The sequence below is a fragment of the Labilibaculum sp. genome, from assembly GCF_963664555.1.
Lineage (GTDB): Bacteria > Bacteroidota > Bacteroidia > Bacteroidales > Marinifilaceae > Labilibaculum.
Genome location: NZ_OY761461.1, coordinates 4,385,331 through 4,406,299, shown reverse-complemented (window position 1 = coordinate 4,406,299; position 20,969 = coordinate 4,385,331). Strand labels below are relative to the sequence as shown.

Annotated in this window: 16 protein-coding genes; 12 read left to right on the top strand and 4 right to left on the bottom strand. The window is 35.8% G+C overall.

From position 1 onward, the window contains the following. The first annotated feature begins 55 nt into the window (after window positions 1-55). From ACKU4N_RS17330 to ACKU4N_RS17300, 7 genes are all read left to right on the top strand, one after another. Window positions 56-3,226: a SusC/RagA family TonB-linked outer membrane protein gene (locus ACKU4N_RS17330; protein ID WP_321318498.1), complete on the top strand. Its 3,171-nt coding sequence runs from the start codon at window positions 56-58 to the stop codon at window positions 3,224-3,226. A gap of 12 nt (window positions 3,227-3,238) precedes the next feature. Continuing rightward, on the top strand, window positions 3,239-4,759 hold the full coding sequence (locus tag ACKU4N_RS17325; protein ID WP_321318496.1) for a SusD/RagB family nutrient-binding outer membrane lipoprotein: 1,521 nt from the start codon (window positions 3,239-3,241) through the stop codon (window positions 4,757-4,759). A 22-nt stretch (window positions 4,760-4,781) separates the two neighbouring features. Then, entirely contained in the window at window positions 4,782-5,480 is a 699-nt protein-coding gene (locus ACKU4N_RS17320; protein WP_321318495.1) for a BT_2262 family domain-containing protein, read from the top strand. Window position 5,481: 1 nt separating this feature from the next. After that, window positions 5,482-6,147, top strand: coding sequence for a lipid-binding protein (locus ACKU4N_RS17315; RefSeq protein WP_321318493.1), 666 nt, complete (start codon window positions 5,482-5,484; stop codon window positions 6,145-6,147). Between the two features lie 385 nt (window positions 6,148-6,532). Continuing rightward, a complete protein-coding gene (locus ACKU4N_RS17310; RefSeq protein WP_321318491.1) occupies window positions 6,533-8,377 on the top strand; it encodes a 2-oxoacid:acceptor oxidoreductase subunit alpha in 1,845 nt (614 codons plus the stop codon). 2 nt (window positions 8,378-8,379) lie between these two features. Continuing rightward, the gene (locus ACKU4N_RS17305; RefSeq protein ID WP_321318489.1) at window positions 8,380-9,420 is read left to right on the top strand and encodes a 2-oxoacid:ferredoxin oxidoreductase subunit beta; all 1,041 of its coding nucleotides are present in this window, start codon (window positions 8,380-8,382) and stop codon (window positions 9,418-9,420) included. Window positions 9,421-9,677: 257 nt separating this feature from the next. After that, on the top strand, window positions 9,678-12,653 hold the full coding sequence (locus ACKU4N_RS17300; protein WP_321318487.1) for a PEP/pyruvate-binding domain-containing protein: 2,976 nt from the start codon (window positions 9,678-9,680) through the stop codon (window positions 12,651-12,653). A 53-nt stretch (window positions 12,654-12,706) separates the two neighbouring features. On the opposite strand, the gene fabD is transcribed toward ACKU4N_RS17300, so the two are convergent. Continuing rightward, on the bottom strand, window positions 12,707-13,597 hold the full coding sequence (gene fabD / locus ACKU4N_RS17295) for an ACP S-malonyltransferase (RefSeq protein WP_321318485.1): 891 nt from the start codon (window positions 13,595-13,597) through the stop codon (window positions 12,707-12,709). 181 nt (window positions 13,598-13,778) lie between these two features. Further along, window positions 13,779-14,408, bottom strand: coding sequence for a GTP cyclohydrolase I FolE (gene folE / locus ACKU4N_RS17290; protein ID WP_124992364.1), 630 nt, complete (start codon window positions 14,406-14,408; stop codon window positions 13,779-13,781). 111 nt (window positions 14,409-14,519) lie between these two features. On the opposite strand from folE, the gene ACKU4N_RS17285 reads away from it, so the two are divergent. After that, window positions 14,520-15,209, top strand: a complete 690-nt coding sequence (locus tag ACKU4N_RS17285; RefSeq protein WP_321318483.1) for a nucleoside phosphorylase-I family protein — start codon at window positions 14,520-14,522, stop codon at window positions 15,207-15,209. Here ACKU4N_RS17285 and ACKU4N_RS17280 read toward each other — a convergent pair. Next, entirely contained in the window at window positions 15,206-16,507 is a 1,302-nt protein-coding gene (locus ACKU4N_RS17280; RefSeq protein WP_321318481.1) for an MATE family efflux transporter, read from the bottom strand. The genes ACKU4N_RS17285 and ACKU4N_RS17280 overlap by 4 nt on opposite strands. A 187-nt stretch (window positions 16,508-16,694) precedes the next feature. On the opposite strand from ACKU4N_RS17280, the gene ACKU4N_RS17275 reads away from it, so the two are divergent. The 4 genes from ACKU4N_RS17275 (at window position 16,695) to ACKU4N_RS17260 (ending at window position 19,734) form a co-directional block, all read left to right on the top strand. Beyond that, window positions 16,695-17,297 carry a superoxide dismutase gene (locus ACKU4N_RS17275; RefSeq protein WP_321318479.1) on the top strand — a complete coding sequence of 201 codons (603 nt, stop codon included), beginning with the start codon at window positions 16,695-16,697 and terminating at the stop codon, window positions 17,295-17,297. A gap of 131 nt (window positions 17,298-17,428) precedes the next feature. Beyond that, on the top strand, window positions 17,429-18,013 hold the full coding sequence (locus ACKU4N_RS17270) for a superoxide dismutase (RefSeq protein ID WP_321318477.1): 585 nt from the start codon (window positions 17,429-17,431) through the stop codon (window positions 18,011-18,013). Between the two features lie 326 nt (window positions 18,014-18,339). Then, window positions 18,340-18,912, top strand: a complete 573-nt coding sequence (locus ACKU4N_RS17265) for a nitroreductase family protein (protein WP_321318475.1) — start codon at window positions 18,340-18,342, stop codon at window positions 18,910-18,912. Between the two features lie 108 nt (window positions 18,913-19,020). After that, on the top strand, window positions 19,021-19,734 hold the full coding sequence (locus tag ACKU4N_RS17260) for a peptidase associated/transthyretin-like domain-containing protein (protein ID WP_321318473.1): 714 nt from the start codon (window positions 19,021-19,023) through the stop codon (window positions 19,732-19,734). A 52-nt stretch (window positions 19,735-19,786) separates the two neighbouring features. Here the strand turns inward: ACKU4N_RS17260 and ACKU4N_RS17255 are convergent, their stop codons facing one another. After that, on the bottom strand, window positions 19,787-20,698 hold the full coding sequence (locus ACKU4N_RS17255) for a proline dehydrogenase family protein (protein WP_321318472.1): 912 nt from the start codon (window positions 20,696-20,698) through the stop codon (window positions 19,787-19,789). Window positions 20,699-20,969 lie beyond the last annotated feature (271 nt).

The window sequence follows — 20,969 nt, the reverse complement described above, 5'->3', positions numbered from 1 at the left end:
AATGAATTTATATATAAATGTGTATTAATGTTAATTAACCACTAACTAAAGGTTTATGAAAAAAAGTTTGTTTTCGATGTTAATCCTATTCGTTATAGGATTACAGAGCGTTCTAGCTCAAAGTCGAGAAGTTTCAGGGGTGGTTACTTCAGCCGATGATGGGCTGTCTATCCCGGGAGTTTCCGTAATTGTTAAAGGTACAACCATCGGTACCACTACAGATTTCGATGGTAATTACTCCTTAAATGTTCCTGCTGATGGAAAGATTTTGGTCTTTTCTTTTGTTGGAATGACTATGCAGGAACGTGAAATAACCTCTTCTACAATTAATGTTGTTATGGAGACTGAATCTATTGGTATGGATGAGGTAGTTGTAACAGCAATGGGAGTAACTCGTGAGAAAAAAGCTCTTGGATACGCTGCTACATCTATAGGTGGCGATGAGATTGGGAAATCTCAAGTTGTGAATCCAATGAATGCTTTGCAAGGTAAAGTTGCTGGTGTTGATATTGCAACAGCTCCAGGGCCAGGTGCTACTCAAAATGTAATGATACGTGGTGCGTCCTCTTTTGGAAATAACCAACCACTTTATATTGTTGACGGCGTACCTATTACTAATGTACAGAACCAATCTGGAAGTGCTTTGAATGCACAGGTTGACTTCGGTTCTGGTATCAATGCTATAAATGCGGATGATATTGAAGACATGACAGTATTAAAAGGTGCTGCAGCAACAGCACTATATGGTTCTCGTGCGGCTAATGGTGTTATCATGATTACTACTAAATCTGGTAAAAATACTGATGGTAAGATGCGTGTTTCATATAGTGGTTCAACTACTTTTTCTAGAGTCGGTCGACTTCCAGAAGTTCAAAAACAATTTGGTCAAGGTTGGAGTGGAGAAAGAGCTCTGGATGAGAATGGTAACTGGGGTCCTGCTTACGATGGTAAAAACAGAGTTTGGGGAAATAATGTTGACAATAGTCTACAAGTTAAACCTTATGTGTTTTTAGAAAATAGAACCCGTGATTTTTACGAAGTTGGTAAGAATCTTAAAAACTCAGTTTCTTTGAGTGGTGGTAATGCGACCACAAATTTCCTTTTATCTTTGTCTCAAAACTCTGTTGATGGGGTAATCCCAACCAATAATGATTCTTACAATAGATATACGATCGCAACTAAAGGTTCTCATACAGCTGGAAAATTGACTGTTAGTACTAATGTTAATTTTAGTACAGAGAAAACAAAAGCTGTAGCATCAGGACAAGGTACTTCTGTATTTAGATCTCTTTATGAAAGTGCCAATGATATCTCTATCGTTGATATGAAGGATTATAATAATAAATTCAATAATCTGGATAACTATTTTACGCCTTATGGTGTGAATCCTTATTATGTATTGAATGAGGATGGTGCCGAGCAAAATAAGAAAAAACTTTTCGGTAAGCTTCAATTGGATTATGATTTCACTGATGATTTGCGATTGAGTTACCGTTTTGGTGGTGATTATGAAGTTGCTTTAGGCGAAACTCATACTGCTATTATCGATTTCACTCCAGGTTCACCTAATGAGTCAGGTCCGGCCAACGCGGGTAAATTCACTGAAACAAGAACTGAAAGAACTCAGGTTAATCACGATGTGATGATGAGTTACAAGAAAAATATCAGCGAAGATTTTACGTTAAATGCTATTGCTGGTATGAATGTTAACGAAAGAAGTATGACTTACCTATATGGTAGTATTAATTCTATCGATATTCCGGGATTTTATAATTTAAAAAATAGTTTTTCACCTTCTGTTTCAGGTCATTCACATTCAAAACGTCGTTTAATTGGTGTTTATGCTAATGTTGACTTTAGTTACAGAAACTATGCATATCTGACTTTAACTGCGCGTAATGATTGGTCATCAACTTTACCGCTTGAACAAAATGATTATTTTTACCCAGGTGTTACGGGAAGTTTCTTAATTACTGATTTCTTAAAATACAATGATATCGATACTGGTATTCTTAGTTTTGCAAAAGTTAGAGCTGCCTATGGTATGACTGGTAATGATGCTGATGCTTATTCAGTTTATGATCGTTATGTATCAGCTACTTCTGATAATCCAGGTTATCCAAATATTGATGATTTGTCTTTCCCTATTGGAGGAGTTAATTCATATTCAGCTTCAAACCGTTTAGGAAATCCTGATTTGAAAAATGAGTTAACAAAGGAATTTGAGCTTGGTTTCGAGGCTCAATTCTTCAATAACCGTTTTGGTTTCGATGTGTCTTATTATAACCGATTAACAGAAGGATTGATTGCAAGTCTGCCTAAAGATCCGTCATCAGGTTATACTAGTCAGGTTGCAAATTTAGGTGATGTTCGTAATGAAGGTTTTGAAGTCGCTGTAAATCTAACACCTGTTAAGACAGAAAATTTTGCATGGGATATTGCATATAATGTTTCGGTTAATAAAAACACTATTGAATCTCTGGATGTTGATGAGGTGTATCTTGATGGTTTTGGCGGAGCATCGATTGTTGCCGTAGAAGGAAAATCTATGGGACAGTTCAAAATTGCTTCAGTTAAAAAGGTTGAAATTGACGGCGTGATGCACACTGTTGTTGATGGTAGTGGTAATCCACAAGCTACAGCTGAAACCGAATTTATTGGAAAAGATGTTGACGCTGATTTTAGAATGGGTTTAACCAATACCTTTACTTATAAAGGATTTAGTTTGGGTGCAACCTTAGATTTTAGTTATGGTGGATATATGTATTCATATACTAAGGATTACTTGCATTGGACGGGTGCCAATCCTGAATCTGTATTGAATGATAGAAAAACTTTCTTAGTACCCAATTCTGTTGTTTCTGACGGACAAGGAGGATGGATTGAAAATACTACACCTGTCGACCCTACTGGGTTACACAAATTCTATGGTGATGGTGGTGGATTCGATGGAGATGAAGATGCGATAATTGACCGTTCTTATTTAAAGCTTAGAAATGTAAATTTATCTTATTCGGTACCTAAAAACTTCTGCAATAGATTGCATGTCAACTCTTTAAGTTTGTCATTAAGTGCTAGTAATATTCTATTGTGGACTCCAAATGAAAATGTTTATATCGATCCTGAAACAACAACTTTTGGTAATGATATAGGAGCTAAATTTGGTGAGTTTGGAGCAGGTCCAAGTAACGAATTTTATACTTTTGGTTTAACTTTCACTTTGTAATAATAAAGAATTATGAAATATAAAATTATAGCTATTTCACTTGCCTGTCTGTCAATATTTGGCTGGGGCTGTGATAATTATTTAGATATAAATGAGGATCCAGATGAATTGCGCGATATTCCTGAAGCAAAGGTAGTTTTGCCTGCTGCGGAATTAAATTTGGCCAATCAACTAATGGGTTGGGATTTTGGATTTGCAGGTGGTTTTTGGTCTGAATACTGGACACAAGCTTATAGTGCATCGCAATTCAAATTTCTGTGTGAATATAAGGAAACTGATTTTGGTAATGCATATAGTGGTTTAACTGCAGGCGTTCTTGAAGATTGTAAAAGAATGAAGACTATTTCGTTGGCTAATAATAATACGGGTGTATATTATGCCGCAGAAGCTCTTTCAATTTTCACATGGCAAATCATGACTGATGTCTGGGGAGATATCCCTTATTTTGAAGCTCTAAAAGGAGATGAGGGAATTGTATCACCAAAATTTGATAAAGGAAGTGATATTTATGCAGATTTACTTGCAAGAGTTGATGCATTAATAGCTTTGAATGTTTCTGAAGCTACCTTACCTGCATCTTATGACTTTATTTATGGCGGTGATTTAGACCAGTGGAAACTCTTTGCCAATTCATTGAAGTTGAAATTGATGATGCGTCTTTCTGAGACTTCTGCATATAATAATGCTGCTGTTGTTTCTTTTATTGAATCATCTGAGTTTATTAAGAATAATGCTGGAATCAGCGGTTCTACATGGTCGGATAAACAAGAAGGTAAGCGTCATCCTATGAGAGAGTTTGAAGAAGGCTCAGCTAAGTACTTAAGTTCAAACGTAATTGCGTCTAAAAACTTTTTGGATTATCTTGAAGTAAATGCTGATCCGCGTTTGGACGTTCTTTTCGAAAAGACCGGCGGATATCATTTAGGTGCATTTTTTGGAGATTTTGCCTCCAAAGAAGATTCTGATGGTAATGGAACTCTTGATGAAGATGAAGATTACAGTCAGGCTGTATTTTCTGCAACTCAAGATTTGGTAATTATGTCAATATGGGAAGTTAATTTCTACATTGCTGAGGCGTATGCTCGTGCAGGCAACAACCCTAACGCTAAAATATATTACGATAAAGCAGTAAATGCTTCTTTAGCACAGCATGGTGGCTTAGCTAGTGATATTATTACCACTGGTTATGCAACCTGGGTAGATGGTACTGTAGAAGAGGGCATTAAGCAAATTGCCATGCAAAAATGGGTAGCGAATGCCAATTATCAGCATATTGAATCATTTCTGGAAAGAAATAGAACCAAGTATCCAGCAGTTAACACTATCGATATTCGTAAAGATCGTGCTTTCGCTAATACTAATTTCCCTCTTGGAGATTTAACAATTGCTGTTGAAGGTAGAGGTAAAACAAACGCAAAATTGCCTGCTTCTCCTATTTATCCTGAAGAAGTAATGACTCGTAATGAAAATGCACCTGCTCAAAAGGTAGATCTTTTAGAGAAAGTTTGGTGGAATCAGAAATCTGGATTATAATTTTAAGTAAATTAAAAAAGACATGAGAAAATATATAATGTTTTTGGCTATAATTTCGTCGCTATGCTTTTTTACAGCTTGTGATGAAGCTGATACTGAGGATATATCGGTAGAGTATAGCCTTGATTTAGCAGAGGGATCGAATTTAATAATTCAGTTAGGTGATGCTTATACTGATCCTGGATATAAGGCAACTTATGATGGAGCTGATGTAACCGATCAAGTTGTAGTAGAAGGAACTATTGATGTTAATACAGTTGGATTGTATAAAGCTACGTACACCTATACAATTCCTAATGGAGAAAGTATTCAGCTTGAGCGTCAAATTATTGTTTCTGATAAGTCGATAACTACTGATATTTCTGGAACATATACAACTTTGGATGGTACTCATAGAATTCGTGGTGGCGCTCGAACAGATTATAGTGGAACTGAAGTTGTAATTGAACAAATTGCACCTGGATTTTTTAGTGTTTCTAATTTAATTGGGGGATATTATTCTGACTATGTTGGTTATGGTAATAGATATGCTGCGGCTGGTTATATTCAGTTGAAAGCCGATAATTCAATAGCTGTACTTTCTAGTTTGGTCTTAGGATGGGGTGATTCATTAGATTTTTTGAATAATGCTGTATATACACCTGCTGATAATACGATTTATTGGGAAGCTGGATATGCTAATATGGTTTTTTATGTAAATATGAAAATTGAGGAGGAATAGTATGAAGAAATTATTATATATACTCGCAGTGGGTTTTATTGGATTGACTGCTTGTGATGATACAGAGCTTGACAATTGGGATAGTGCAGTATTGGATTATTCCGGAAGCTACCTTTATCAAGTATCAGAACCAGATGGTACTCTTGTTGCTGATTACGACAACGAGCAAAAATTGGAATTTTACAACACATCCGCTGATGTAGCCAACGAACTTTGGATTGACGATCATGATAAAGTTTTTGAATTAAGAAGTAAATTCTTTTTCGATGGTGATGCTGGTAGTTTCAAATCTAAATCTATTGCTTTTGCAGATTTAACTAATAATGAAAAGGCAATTGTAGTTCCGGAACCAAAACCTACTGCTCTTGGCGAAACTACAGTTGTAGCACGAGACTATATTAGAGCCGCAATTGTTGAGGGAAAGATTATTAAGAATGGTGCCACTACACTTGGTAAGAATATCACTGACAGTTTGTATGTTAGTATTGTATTGTATAGCGGAAATGTTACTTTTAAAAGTGAAGAGGTTCCTGTAGAGTACAGATCTAATCCAGACAAAGAAGAATTCAAATGGGTTCTTGATGCTGTAGCTTATGATGCTACTGCAGATGAGTCTTATATTATTTCAGGACACCGTTATACTGGTTTCACTGAAGATGATTATTAGTAGATAGTCACATTCTAAATATAATTAAGGGTGTCTCATTTATTTGAGACACCTTTTTTGCATATTTAAACACCGCATAGGTTCTTTATTTGTTAGATGGATTAAAATTCAATAAATTTTCCATTTCTCTTCCTTTTCTTCCCCTTATTAAGACTTAATCAACTCTTAATCAGTGCTGTTTTTAAGCGTAACCAATCTGTAACTTTTTAGGACACAAACGTTTGCAAAAAGTCTGTATTTTTTTTAATCTTTGCTTGTCTAAAAACTGGGAAACGCTACCTTTACCATGCTATATAACATGATTTTAGCTTCGTGTTATGTAGAATGAAAATTAAAAACAACTAACTAAACAAGGAATTAATTTCAAGCTTAATTCAAAATAGTCATGAGTCAAAAGACAAAAGTCATTGAAAAGGAAGAAGTTGTTATAAGATTCTCCGGCGATTCCGGAGATGGGATGCAACTAACAGGAACACAATTTTCGGATACTTCCGCATTGTTTGGGAATGATGTTGCTACTTTTCCTGATTATCCAGCTGAGATCAGGGCTCCACAGGGAACAGTAGGTGGAGTATCAGGTTTTCAATTGCATTTCGGGCAGATGGAGGTAAATACTCCAGGAGATTTTGCTGATGTGCTTGTAGCAATGAATCCGGCAGCATTAAAAGCAAATTTAAAATGGGTTAAACCTAGTGGAACGATTATTGTAAATGAGGATAGTTTTACGGATAAGAATCTTGAAAAAGCAGGTTATGATTCCAACCCATTAGAAGATGAGAACCTTTCTGATTACAATCTGATTAAAGCAAGGGTAACATCGCTGACAAAAGAATGTTTGAAGGATACAGGATTGGATCAAAAAAGTATCCTTCGAAGTAAAAACATGTTTACTTTGGGGATGGTTTATTGGATGTTCGATCGTCCATTGGTATATACGGAGCAGTTTATCGAGAATAAATTTAAAAAATACCCATTAGTTGTTGAAGGCAACAAGATGGTGTTGCGGGCCGGTTATAATTTTGCAAGAACCATTGAAGCGTTGCCATATAATTTTAGTGTGGCACCAGCTAAGATCAAGAAAGGAACCTACCGTAATATTACAGGAAACAAAGCTACAGCATGGGGATTAATTGCAGCTGCAGAAAAGGCTGGTTTGGAATTGTTTTGTGGATCGTATCCAATTACGCCGGCAACGGAAATTCTGCAGGAACTGGCAGCACGTAAGGATCTTGGTGTAAAAACGTTTCAGGCAGAAGATGAGATTGCAGGAATCTGCACATCAATTGGAGCAAGTTTTGCAGGGAATTTTGCTGTAACAACAACATCAGGACCGGGCTTGGCTCTTAAAACAGAGGCTGCAGGTTTGGCTGTAATGACGGAGCTACCTCTGGTAATTGTGAATGTTCAACGTGGTGGACCATCAACAGGTCTTCCAACCAAAACAGAGCAATCCGATTTAATGCAGGCAATTCACGGACGTAGTGGAGAATGTCCAATGCCGGTAATCGCTGCAAGTACACCTTCAAATTGTTTTGAATACGCCTATAGCGCAGGTAAAATTGCATTAGAGCATATGACTCCTGTTATCTTGCTTACTGATGGTTTTATTGCAAATGGAGCCGAACCTTGGCGAATTCCTAAAATGGCCGATCTATCACCTATAGAGGTACCATTTGCTAAGGAGGGAGATAACTATCAACCATATGCCAGAGATACTGAGAAACTGGCTAGAAAGTGGGCTGTTCCCGGCACAAAAGGTTTGGAACATCGAATAGGAGGTTTAGAAAAGATGGATATTACGGGTACCGTGTCGTATGTACCGGAAAATCATCAGGTAATGACAGATATCCGATCTGAAAGAATTAGACGGGTTGCTAATTTCATTCCTGATGTTCCTGTAAAGGGAAATGATGACGCTGAAGTTTTGGTTGTAGGTTGGGGGGGTACATATGGTCACTTAACTACAGCAGTTCGTGAACTTCAGGCTGAAGGAAAGAGCATCGCTTTGGCACATTTTCATTATATTTTTCCGTTGCCAAAGAATACAAAAGAAGTTTTAAAACGTCATAAAAAAGTAATTGTTTGTGAGTTGAATGAAGGGCAATTTGCCGAGTATTTAAGGGCTGGTTTCCAGGATGTTAAATTCAATCAATATAATAAATTACAAGGATTGCCTTTTACTGTGTTGGAATTAAAAGAGAGGTTTAACCAATTATTGGAGGAGAAATAATCATGACAGATACAATTCTTAAATCACATAGTCCTGTGAAATTAACTCCAAAAGATTTTAAAAGTGATCAGGAAGTAAGATGGTGTCCAGGGTGTGGAGATCATGGAGTGTTGAATTCGGTTCAAAAAGCAATGGCTGCCATGGACATTCCCAAGGAGAAGTTCGCGGTAATATCGGGAATTGGATGTTCATCCCGTTTTCCGTATTATATGAATACCTATGGTTTTCATACAATTCATGGAAGAGCTGCTGCGGTTGCTTCGGGTGTAAAATCAGCGAATCCGGATCTTGAAATATTACAAGTTTCAGGAGATGGGGATGCTTTGGCAATTGGGGGGAATCATTTCATTCATGCTATTCGCCGTAATATTGACATGACAATTCTTCTTTTTAATAATGAGATTTATGGTCTTACAAAGGGTCAGTATTCACCCACTTCGAAGCAAGGAATGATCACCAAGACCTCTCCATTCGGAACAATTGAACAACCATTTCATCCTGCCGAATTAGCTTTGGGTGCTCAATCAAAGTTTTATGCCAGATCCATTGATACAAACATTAAATTGACCACAGAATTGATTTTGGCAGGATCAAAACACAAAGGAACATCTATTATTGAAGTCCTTCAAAATTGTGTGATTTATAACGATGGAGCACATGCTTTGATTACTGATAAGGAAACAAAGGATGATTTTCAGTTGATTTTGCATCACGGAGAGAGAATGGTTTTCGGAAAGGATAGAAACAAGGGATTAGTTTTGGGAGGTAATGGCAAACTAATTGTTGTTACAATTGGTGAATTTGGCATTACAGAGCAGGACATTTTAATTCATGATGCTCACAATCCTGATCCTCATATGGCTTGGCTATTATCAAATATGTCAGCTCCGGAGTATCCTGTTGCACTTGGCGTAATTAGAGATGTTGCAGCGCTTTCTTATGAAGAAAAAATGGTGCGGCAAATTAAAGATGTACAAGCGGTATCATCAATTAAGTGTATGGATGACCTGCTTAATAGCGGAGATACTTGGGAAGTTAAATAATTAGTCTGGAATATTTAATTTATCAATACATTGAAAGAGGAAGCCATAAGTTTCCTCTTTGTTTTTTATTCCTGTTTTTTAGTATTTTCGGCATCATTTTCTTAGCGAATAATGAATAAAAAAGATAATTTTCCTTTTCATTAATTGATTTTAAATGAAATCAGTACTTGTTGGGAAAAGGTAGAACTCAAAACCGGAAAATTATATTATTTTGTATTTTTACAATACAAACAACAAAAACATAAATACCAATTTGCATGGAAGAAGTTTCGATTTCCAAGATATATAAACGGAAAAAGAGTGATAGAGATATTTTTCAGGAATTGATGCCTTTTAAAGTGAAGGAGATTCTTTTGATCGCGACCTATTATGATGCTTATACAATTGTTAGGGAAGGCCAGTTTTCTGATAAAATTGTTGGGGAATATCTGCAATTAAATTTATATGCGGCACCACGTTTTACGAGTGTAGCCACTAATGATGAAGCCTTGGATGCCTTAAAAAACAGGAATTATGATGTTGTCATCTTAATGGCTGGTTTGGACAAGCAATCCCCTTTGGAATTAAGTCAGGAAATAAAAAGGGTTCAGCCCGAAATTCCTGTTTTGGTTTTGGTAAATAACAATAGCGACCTGGCTTATTTTGACAGAGCGGCAGATAAGATTAAGAACAATATTGATCGGGTTTTTGTTTGGAATGGTTCCACCAAGATTTTTATGGCCATGACCAAGTATATTGAGGATAGAATGAATCTGGAACCCGATACAAAGAGTGGAGATGTAAGAGTCATTTTATTGGTTGAAGATTCAGTAAAGTATTATTCCAGATATCTGCCATTGCTGTACACATCAGTAATGACTCAAACCCAAAAAGTGATATCGGATGAAGGGGATATTGACGAAATGCATAAGATTTTAAAAATGCGCGCCAGACCTAAAGTCATTTTGGTGAGTACTTATGAAGATGCAGTTGAAGTTATCGATAATTATTTGGAAAACTTGCTTTGTGTAATTTCTGATGTTCGTTTTGCGAGGGATGGGAAATTGGATGATGATTCTGGTGTGGATCTGATTAAATACGTGCAGGAAAAAAACATGAAAATTCCATGTTTAATGCAATCGCATGATACTGATAATGCAATTCGTGCCATGCAGGTTGATGCAGATTTTATTAACAAGAACAGTGATACTTTGGCTTTGGATATCTATAACTTTATCTACACGAAACTTGGTTTTGGTGATTTTGTCTTTAGAAATCAAAGTGGAACTAAAGTGGCTATCGCAAAGTCTATGGAAGAGTTTGAAGAAAAGCTAAAATACGTTCCGGATGAATCACTTCTTTTCCATTCAAAAAGAAATGGAATTTCGACATGGTTAATGGCCAGAGGAGAAATTAATATTGCTAAAAAGTTAAGAAGATATCAGATTGAGGATTTTAAATCGGTAAAAGATTTACGCAAATTTTGTTTGGATGTATTTGAAGCCTCACGCATAAAACAGTTACGGGGCCGGATTATTAAATTCAGACCTAATATCGTTAATTCAAATCATTATGTTGTTCGTTTGGGACGTGGATCTTTGGGAGGGAAAGGGCGGGGCCTGGCTTTTCTGAGTAATTTTATAGAGAATATTTATTTTGCGAAATTAATTAAGGATATTAATATATCGATTCCTAAAACTGCTATTATTGGAGTTGATGAATATGATAACTTTATTGAGAAGAATAATCTTTACAACAAGATTTATCTCGATAAAAACTATAAAAAGGTACGTGATTTATTTGCGAAAGGTGAGTTGTCTGATAAATTAAGAGAAAGGCTTCTAAATTATCTTGAAGAAATGACTTGTCCATTAGCTGTGCGTTCATCTGGTTTGTTTGAGGATTCTTTAATGCAACCATTTGCAGGGGTTTATGCTACTTATTTGCTTCCAAATAATCATCCTGACATAGGGGAGCGGTTTCGTCAATTAGTAACGGCAATCAAGCTTATTTACGCTTCTATTTTTTCGCCCGAGGCTCAATCCTATTTTAGTGCGGTTGATTATAAAATTGAAGAGGAAAAAATGGCTGTAATTATTCAGGAAGTGGTAGGGCAGGAATCCAATGGCAGATATTATCCAAATATCAGTGGGGTAGCACAATCATACAACTACTATCCTTTTTCTTACATGAAACCGGAGGATGGTTTTGCAGTGATAGCTGTTGGGTTGGGTAAATATGTTGTAGGAGGGGAAAAAACGCATCGTTTTTGCCCGGAACACCCAAAATTGCAATTGGCTTCAATTGAAGATCAAATGAAAGATTCGCAGAAATATTTTTATGCGATCGATATGGAAAAAGATGATGTTAATCTTTTAAAAGACGGTGAAGATGCTGTTACGATAAAATATGAACTTGCAGATGCTGAAAAGGATGGGAATCTGTTACATTGCGCTTCAGTTTACGATTACCAGAACGATAGATTGGAACCGGATTTGAATTTGCGGGGCCCACGGGTTGTAAATTTTGCAAATATTTTGAAATACAATCAGGTTCCTGTTGCTCATGCTTTGAGTGTACTTCTGAATATTTTTAAACAAGCAATGGGAGCTCCTGTTGAAATTGAGTTTGCCGTTGATCTTTCAAAAGGGAAAAATGACTTGCCTACTTTCCAGCTTTTACAGATCAAACCTTTGATTCGTCAGGAGATGAGTATTGATATAGATATGACCTTAGTTGATAAGGATAAGCTTGTATTACTGGCAAGTAAAGGCATGGGTAACGGAAAAATAGATCATGTTCGTGATGTAATTTACATGGATATTGAAAAATTTGATCGTACCAAAACTGAAGAGATGGCTCTTGAGATTGAGAAATTAAATCAGAAAATGAGAGAGATGGATCGTCAATATGTGTTGATCGGTCCTGGCCGTTGGGGAACAAGAGATAAGTTTACCGGTATTCCTGTGCTTTGGTCTCAAATATCCAATGCAAAGGTAATTGTGGAGCAAGGGTTGGAAGATTTTCCTTTAGATGCTTCCTTAGGGTCTCATTTCTTTCACAATGTAACTTCTATGAATGTTGGATATTTTTCGGTAAGAAGTAATACCGAACAAAATTTTGTGAATACTGAAATTTTAGACACGCAAAAACTTGTTGAGCAGATCCATTATTTTAAACATGTTCGGTTTAAAGAACCTCTGGAAATTTTAATGGATGGTAAAAAACAAACCAGTGTTATAAGTTATAAATAGCAAAAAGCCGTTTCAATAAGTTTTGAAACGGCTTTTTTTATCAGTTGTAATTTTTATCCTTGAAATGAATCTACTCCAGCAGTTTCCATTTTGCGGTCAACTTTTTTCACCAATCCCTGAATTACTTTTCCAGGACCAACTTCGGTGAACAATGTTGCACCATCAGCAATCATATTAAGCATGGTTTGTGTAAAACGTACCGGAGCAGTTAGCTGTGAAACCAAATTTTTCTTAATCTCATCAGGATTGGATACTGGCAAGGCATTTACGTTTTGATATACAGGACAAATTGGAGTTGAGAAAGTTGTGTTCTCAATAGCTTCTTCCAACTCGACACGTGCAGGTTCCATTAATGGAGAGTGAAATGCACCACCAACTTTTAACGGAAGCGCTCTTTTAGCTCCAGCTTCCAGTAATTTTTCACAAGCAATTTCGATCCCTTTCATACTGCCCGAAATAACCAATTGACCAGGACAGTTGAAATTAGCAGGAACAACAATTTCATTAATTTCCTCACATATTTTCACTACAGTTTCATCATCTAATCCAATGATTGCAGCCATAGTTGAAGGCTCAATTTCGCAAGCTTTTTGCATTGCTGAAGCACGTTGAGAAACCAATCTAAGACCATCTTCGAACGATAATGATCCGTTAGCAACCAAAGCAGAAAATTCTCCTAAAGAGTGACCTGCTACCATTTCTGGTTTAAAATCATCGCCAAGAGTTTTGGCTAAGATTACTGAGTGCAGAAAGATTGCTGGTTGTGTAACATTTGTTTGTCTTAAATCTTCGTCAGTTCCTTCGAACATTAGATCGGTAATTCTAAAACCTAAAATATCGTTGGCTTTTTCAAAAAGCTCTTTAGCAAGGTCTGAATTTTCGTACAGGTCTTTTCCCATACCAACAAATTGGGCTCCTTGCCCTGGAAATACATATGCTTTCATATTCTTCTTCAATTAATAAATTTCAATTCATTCGTATTTTTTTAATAGCAATGAATTGATTATCATGGTAAGATTTAAAAATATTCCGGGCACAAAGATATCTATTCAATTTACAATGTGCAATTTTCATAAGTACAATGTAAATTGGTAATTCTTTGATTCCTATGAATCAATTAACTAATTAGTAGTTTGATTTGTTAGCAATTAAACGAATAAACTCTTCTCTTGTAGCTACTTTTTCAAAAGCACCGGTAAAATCAGAGGTCGTAGTAATTGCATTTTGTTTTTGAACTCCACGCATCGACATGCACATGTGCTGAGCTTCGATAACTACAGCAACACCTAGTGGATTCAGGGTGTTTTGTATGCAGTCTTTAATTTGAGTGGTTAAACGTTCCTGAACTTGTAAACGGCGGGCAAAAGCATCTACAACCCGGGCAATTTTACTTAATCCGGTAATGGTACCATTGGGAATGTAAGCAACATGTGCTCTGCCTACAAATGGTAACATATGATGCTCGCACATAGAATAAACTTCAATGTCCTTAACAATTACCATTTGACGATAGTCTTCCTGAAACATGGCAGATCTTAATATATCCTCAGGATTGTTGTGATATCCCTGCGTTAAAAACTGCATTGCTTTGGCAACCCGTAAGGGTGTTTTTAAAAGACCTTCGCGTTCGGCATCTTCTCCTAATAATTCAAGTACTTTTTTATAGTGAAACATTAACTGTTCAGTAGTATCCTGATTGTATTTTTCTATTTTTGTAAAACCTTTATTAGTGTCTCCGTTGGTTGAAAATTCCATCTGTATTTAGTGTTTTAATTTAAGTCACATTTTTGACTTGCAAAATAAGTATAAATTTCACCTATATAACAAACTTTTCGAAGCTTTTGTTTAGGCTAAGTTCTTGCATCAATGGAGATTTTGATAATTGCTGGCGCATTTTCGGCCATGCAAAATTTTATTAGTCAACTGGTTTTGGTTGAAAATTTAGGGAAAAACTATGCTCGTTTTAAGTATCAGGATAAAGACCTGGATATACTTATTTCGGGTACGGGAGGGAGTGTTATCTCCTATTATTTGTGTAAAGCTTTAAATTTCAGGAAATATGATGTTGTTATTCATTTGGGAAGGTGTTTTTCATTAAAAGATCAGCTTGAATCGGGCATTGTAATCAATTTAATTGATGATTACTTTGGTGATTTGGGCTTTGAAACTGAAGAAGCATTTTCTTCTGTATTCGATTTGGGGATACGAAATAAGAATGAATATCCGTTTACAAATGAAATTCTGGAAAACAATCTGCGGCTACCTGAATTTCATATTGAATATAGGAAAGTGAGTGGTATCAGCTGCAATTCAATTCCTAACAACCTGTTTTCAATATCGCGTATGTATCAAAAAAATCAGCCCGATGTAATGAGTCGGGATGGAGCGAGTGTATTGTATGTTTGTTTGGAAGAGAAAGTGAAATTAATTCAGCTTTTCTATGTGGTCGACCGTCTTGAAAAGGCAAGTGAAAAATATAAAATAGAGGAAGATGAGGTTTTAAAATTAACTGAAGCTTTGCAAAGTACTTTAGCCGGGGTTTTGAATGCAGATTAATTAAATTTAAGAAGGATTGCTTTTTTGTAATATAGTGTTTGAAATACTCCCCGGGCCAGCATAAATCCGAGCATGGCGATCCATAATCCGTGATTTTGAAAAGTTTCACTCAGAAAATAGTAACAAGGTATAAATACAAATAGAGTTGCGGCCATCATTGTCTTTCTCATATACTTAGAGGCTGTGGCACCAATAAAAATTCCATCGAGTAAAAATGAGCCGAAGCTTAGTAATGGTAATAATACAATCCATTTTATGTAGGCTTGTGCTTCTAATATTGTCGATTTATTATTTGTTAATGCAGATAATATCCAATTACTGCTTGTAGCATAAAAAAATGTGAAGGCAAGGCTGATTCCAATTCCCCAAATAAAAAGAAGACGAATTACACTTCTCAATCCGGTTTGATTTTTAGCTCCAATAAATTTTCCCACTAATGCCTCAGCGGCAAAGGCAAAGCCATCCATAAAGTAGGAAAATATGAATAAAAATTGAAGCAGTAGTGAATTTACTGCCAATATGTTCTTGTTGGTATTTGCCGATTCTGTTGTAAAAAATGTGAAAACGAATATAATGCAGAGTGTTCGAATGAAAATGTCTTTATTAATGGCAATGAAGTTCTTCAATTCTTTAATTTTCATCATTCCTAGAATGCTCCAGTAACGAAACAGCCGGCGGTAAAAACGAAAGATAAAAAACAAAGCCAGAAATAAACCGCAATATTGGGCAATAACAGTTCCTAATGCAACTCCCCGGGCATCTAAATTCATTCCGTAAACAAAGAATGACGACAAAGCAATATTGATAACATTACTGATAATGGCAATCACCATTGGAATTTTAGAATTCTGCATTCCAATAAACCATCCTGTTAAGGCGTACAAGCCAATAGTTGCCGGAGCGGCCCAAACTCTAACGTAATAGTATGATTTTGCGATTGTTTCAACCGATTCTTCCGAGTCAATTACATAAAAACTTAAATCGGCAATTGGTTTTTGGAGAATTAATATGAAAATACTGCCAATTAATGCTACAAGAAGAGCTCTCGATAAGGATAGAATGGTTTCACTTAGATTTCTTGCACCATATGCTTGCGCCGTAATTCCTGAAGTTCCCATTCGTAAAAAAGCAAATCCCCAATAAAGAAAATTAAATATGGTTCCACCAAGGGCTATTGCACCTATGAAATCGACTTTTCCCAAATGTCCCATTAGGGCCAGGTCAACAATGCCAAGCAGAGGAATAGTAATATTACTGACAATATTTGGAAGCGCTATTTTTAGAATCCGTTTGTTCACGAAAGAATTTTGAGAATAGTTAAGACACGAAAGTAACTAAAAATCTTTTATTTGACAGGCTTTGGTGAGTGTTGAAAATAAAAGACAAAAAAGTCTTTAATTTATTTGGATCTAATCCAGATAAAAATTAGCTTTGTTTTAGTGTTAAAAAAACAGATAGTAATTACATTTAAAATAAATACGAAATATGGCATTTGAATTACCAAAGTTACCATATGCTTACGATGCTCTTGAGCCACACATTGATGCAAGAACAATGGAGATCCATCATTCGAAACATCATGCAGGATATACAAATAACTTGAATGCTGCTATTGCTGGAACAGATATTGAAGAGCAAAGTATAGAGAATATATTAGCGAACATTTCAAAGCAATCAGTTGCTGTACGAAATAATGGAGGCGGGTTTTTTAACCACGATTTATTTTGGCAGGTAATGTCTCCTAAGGGAGGAGGAAAACCTTCAGGTTCATTATTAGCTGCAATTGAAAAAGATTTTGGATCTTTTGATTCGTTTAAAGAAGAATTTTCCAAAGCTGCTGCTACTCGTTTTGGTTCAGGTTGGGCTTGGTTGGTGAAACAATCTAACGGCAAACTTGTTGTGAGTTCAACTCCAAATCAGGATAATCCGTTAATGGATGTAGCAGAAGTAAAAGGAACACCAATTTTAGGATTGGATGTTTGGGAACACGCATATTATCTGAAGTTTCAGAATAAACGACCTGATTACATTTCGGAGTTCTGGAATGTAATTAATTGGGAGGAAGTGGCTAAACGCTTTCAGGATTAGTTTTGTTTATTGTTTTTTTGATTTTGGGACCGGCTTTCTTTTGAAAGCCGGTCTTTTAGTTTAGTATTGTTAATTATTGGTTTTGTGAAGAATTATTGTGAAATTGTATACTAAATCAAAAAAACGAAATTATGATACACGAACTGCCCGAATTACCTTATGCTTTAAATGAGCTTGAACCTTCAATTAGTCAAAAAACATTAGAGTTTCATTACGGAAAGCATCATCAGGCCTATGTTACCAATTTGAATAATTTAATTAAAGGAACTGCTTTTGAAAAAGCTGGTTTGGAAGAAATTGTTCGGCACTCCGAAGGCGGGATTTTCAATAATGGAGCACAGGTATACAACCACACCTTTTACTTTATGGCCTTAAGTCCAAATGGAGGAGGAGAACCTAAGGGTGCACTTGCTAATGCGATTACCGAGACATTTGGATCGTTTGCTGCATTTAAAGAAGAATTTTCGAAAGCCGGAGCAACTTTGTTTGGATCAGGATGGGTATGGCTGGCCGCTGATTCTCATAATAAACTAAGAATCATGAAGAAAAATAATGCAGGCAACCCTATTACCGATGGAATGACACCGATATTAACAATGGATGTTTGGGAACATGCTTATTATTTGGATACACAAAATGCACGTCCGAAATATATTGAGAACTTCTGGAATTTGGTAAATTGGGAAGTGATTGAAAAACGATATAATGATTTGTAAAGTAAGTAAATGATAAATAAAGCGGTGATCTGCATAGTAGATATCACCGCTTTTTTTATTGCATAATATGACCGGTTGTGATTTCGGTAATAATTCAAATAAGGATTGACTCAAATTTTCAAGAGGAACCTCCTTTCTTTTCATTATTAGGTAGTTGCCTGTTAAATTAATTTTGTTTTAAAAATTATGTAGTTTTGAGTATTCCTTTACATCCTAAAATGATTTGAGTTTTCCTTGATCGATAGGGAAAATTCTCTTAATTTAAGGAACAGGGAAGTTATTAATTGACGAATAAAAATCAACTGAATCATAGTTACAATTATCAAATGTTAAAAGAACTTATTTTACGAAACAGAAGTTACCGACGGTTTTATGAGGAAGAGCAAATATCTTTAGAAAATATTCGGCAATGGATTGATTTGGCAAGGATGGGTGCATCCGGCCGAAACGGACAAACACTTAAATATCAGATTGTGCTGAGTGCTGAGAAACGTAAGCAAGTATTTGAAACTTTGGCATGGGCTGGTTATCTGTCGGATTGGGATGGCCCTGCAGAAGGGGAAAGACCGGTGGCTTATGTGATCATGTTGAACGATGAAGAATTAGGAAAGAATTATTTTAGCGATGATGGAATTGCAGTTCAAAACCTACTGCTTGGAGCTGTAGAAATGGGTTTTGGTGGTTGTATCATTCGTGCATTTAAAGAAAAGGAATTGCGGGAAGTGTTGCAGGTTCCTTCGAATTATAAAATTATACAGGTAGTGGCTTTAGGAAAACCTAAGGAAGAGGTTGTAATTGATGAAATGAAGAACGGAGATATAAAATATTGGCGGGATGAAAATCAGGTTCATCATGTTCCAAAGCGAAAATTAGAGGATCTGATAGTAGGTAATCTGTAAGAAAAAATAGAATATGAAACGTCCATGACAAGGGTGTTTTGACACACAGGGAGATGATTATCTCAGCATGGTAAGTTCCATATGGCAAAAACATAAAATAATAATCATATGAAAAAAACGTTTGTAAGTTGTTTGGTTGTACTCGTATTTCTGCTGATGGCAGAGAATATTAGTGCACAAAAAGTTAGGAGTGATTCCATCTTTTTTACCGGCGCTGTAATGGATCAGGAAGAATTATCACCTTTGCCTTATTCTCATTTTCGGGTAAATGATAAAAGAGCAGGAACTACCAATTCTTTTGGAAGGTTTTCCTTTTGGGTAAACTCCGGCGATACCATTCAATATACCTATGTAGGATATCATGATGTAAAGATTATTGTGAGTGATAGTCTGAAACAAGATTCTTATTTGTTTGGCGTGTTTATGGCAAAGGATACAATTGCTCTGCAAGAAGTTCTTATTTTGCCTCGATTTGGTGACTTTAGAGAAGCATTTATCAATGCAAAGGTGAATACACCGGAATATGTTCGGGCTAAAAACAATATCAATTCAGCCACCTACGAAGCACTTACCAAACAACCCGAAAAAATGGATGCAAAGGCCAATACGGACATGTTGGTGAAAAATCATATTATTATGAATGAGCATCATGTAATGGTGCCTCCGGATATGATGGTAGGTGTTAGTGTGGCAAGAACTTTGCCTGAGGTTCAGCGGATGAAGAGAAAAAGAGAATTGAAGATTCCCGATAACTTAATAACAGATAAGGAGATAACAACCTTAAAGCAAATGTATAAGTACGGTGTAAAGAAAAAAGAATAAAAAAAAAGCGGTGATATTTCACCGCTTTTTTATTGCCAAAACCAGAGTGTTATTACCCTCTGTTAAATAAAGCTTTTATAATTAACATAGCCATTTTAGGATTTTCCTTCAGTCTTCTGGTAGAATATCCGAACCAATCTTTTCCGAAAGGAACGTAAACCCTCATGGTGTGGCCTTTGTCTGTAATCATTTTTCTAAGTTCAGGAGTAACTCCATAAAGCATTTGGAATTCATATTTATCCTTAGGAACATTGTATTTTTCAATCAATTCAAAAGCGGGTTCAACTACATTTTTATCGTGAGTAGCAATTCCAGGATAAACATCGTTTTGGAACATGAATTCCAACCCCTTAATAAAGTTTTCATTTACCTTTTCGTACTTTTTGTAGGCTATTTCTGCCGGCTCCACATAAATTCCTTTGCAAAGACGATAATTCAATTTTGAACTGCCGTTTTGCATGTCCATCATATTACTTAAATCATCTAAAGTTCTTTTTAGATAAGCTTGAACTACTAAGCCAACATTGTTCGGGAATTCTGCTTTTAATCTTCTGAAAAGTTTAATTTCTTTATCCACACAATGAGAATCTTCCATATCTACACGTACAAAGTTGTCATATTCTGCAGCTTTAGCTACAACAGTACGGATGTTTTGATAGCAAACTTCTTCATCAATTAACAAACCAAAAAAGGTAGGTTTTACTGAATAGTTACCATCAATTTTATTTTCCTGAAAAGCCTCAATAATATTGATGTAAGCCTCTTTGTTTTCAGTTGCCTGACTTAAATCTTCGATAAATTCACCCAAAAGGTCTACGGTAACTTTAATACCTTCTTTATTTAGTTCTTTTGAAGCATTAATGGCTTCTTCGATGGTTTCGCCGGCAATGTATCTTTTAGAAAAGATCCAAACCAGCTTTTTAGGCATATATGGCAGGGTAGCTGCGATTAATTTATTAAACATTGGGATGGTTTTTAAATTGTTTATTCGGGTTAATTTATGGGATCAATGTAAATAGTATTCCAAAATAAAAGAATGATGTTTATCAGCAATTATTATTTCAATATTTTAAGTTTGTCAAGGATTCCCGAATGTGAATTTTGATGTCACAGTATTTTTTAGTCTCCTTTTTAAGCTTATATTTGTTAGGCAAAATCAAAAAAAAATAAATACTACCGACAATGACTTTTGTATTTCAGATGCTCATAAAGATGAAATCTTTATTCTGATTCCA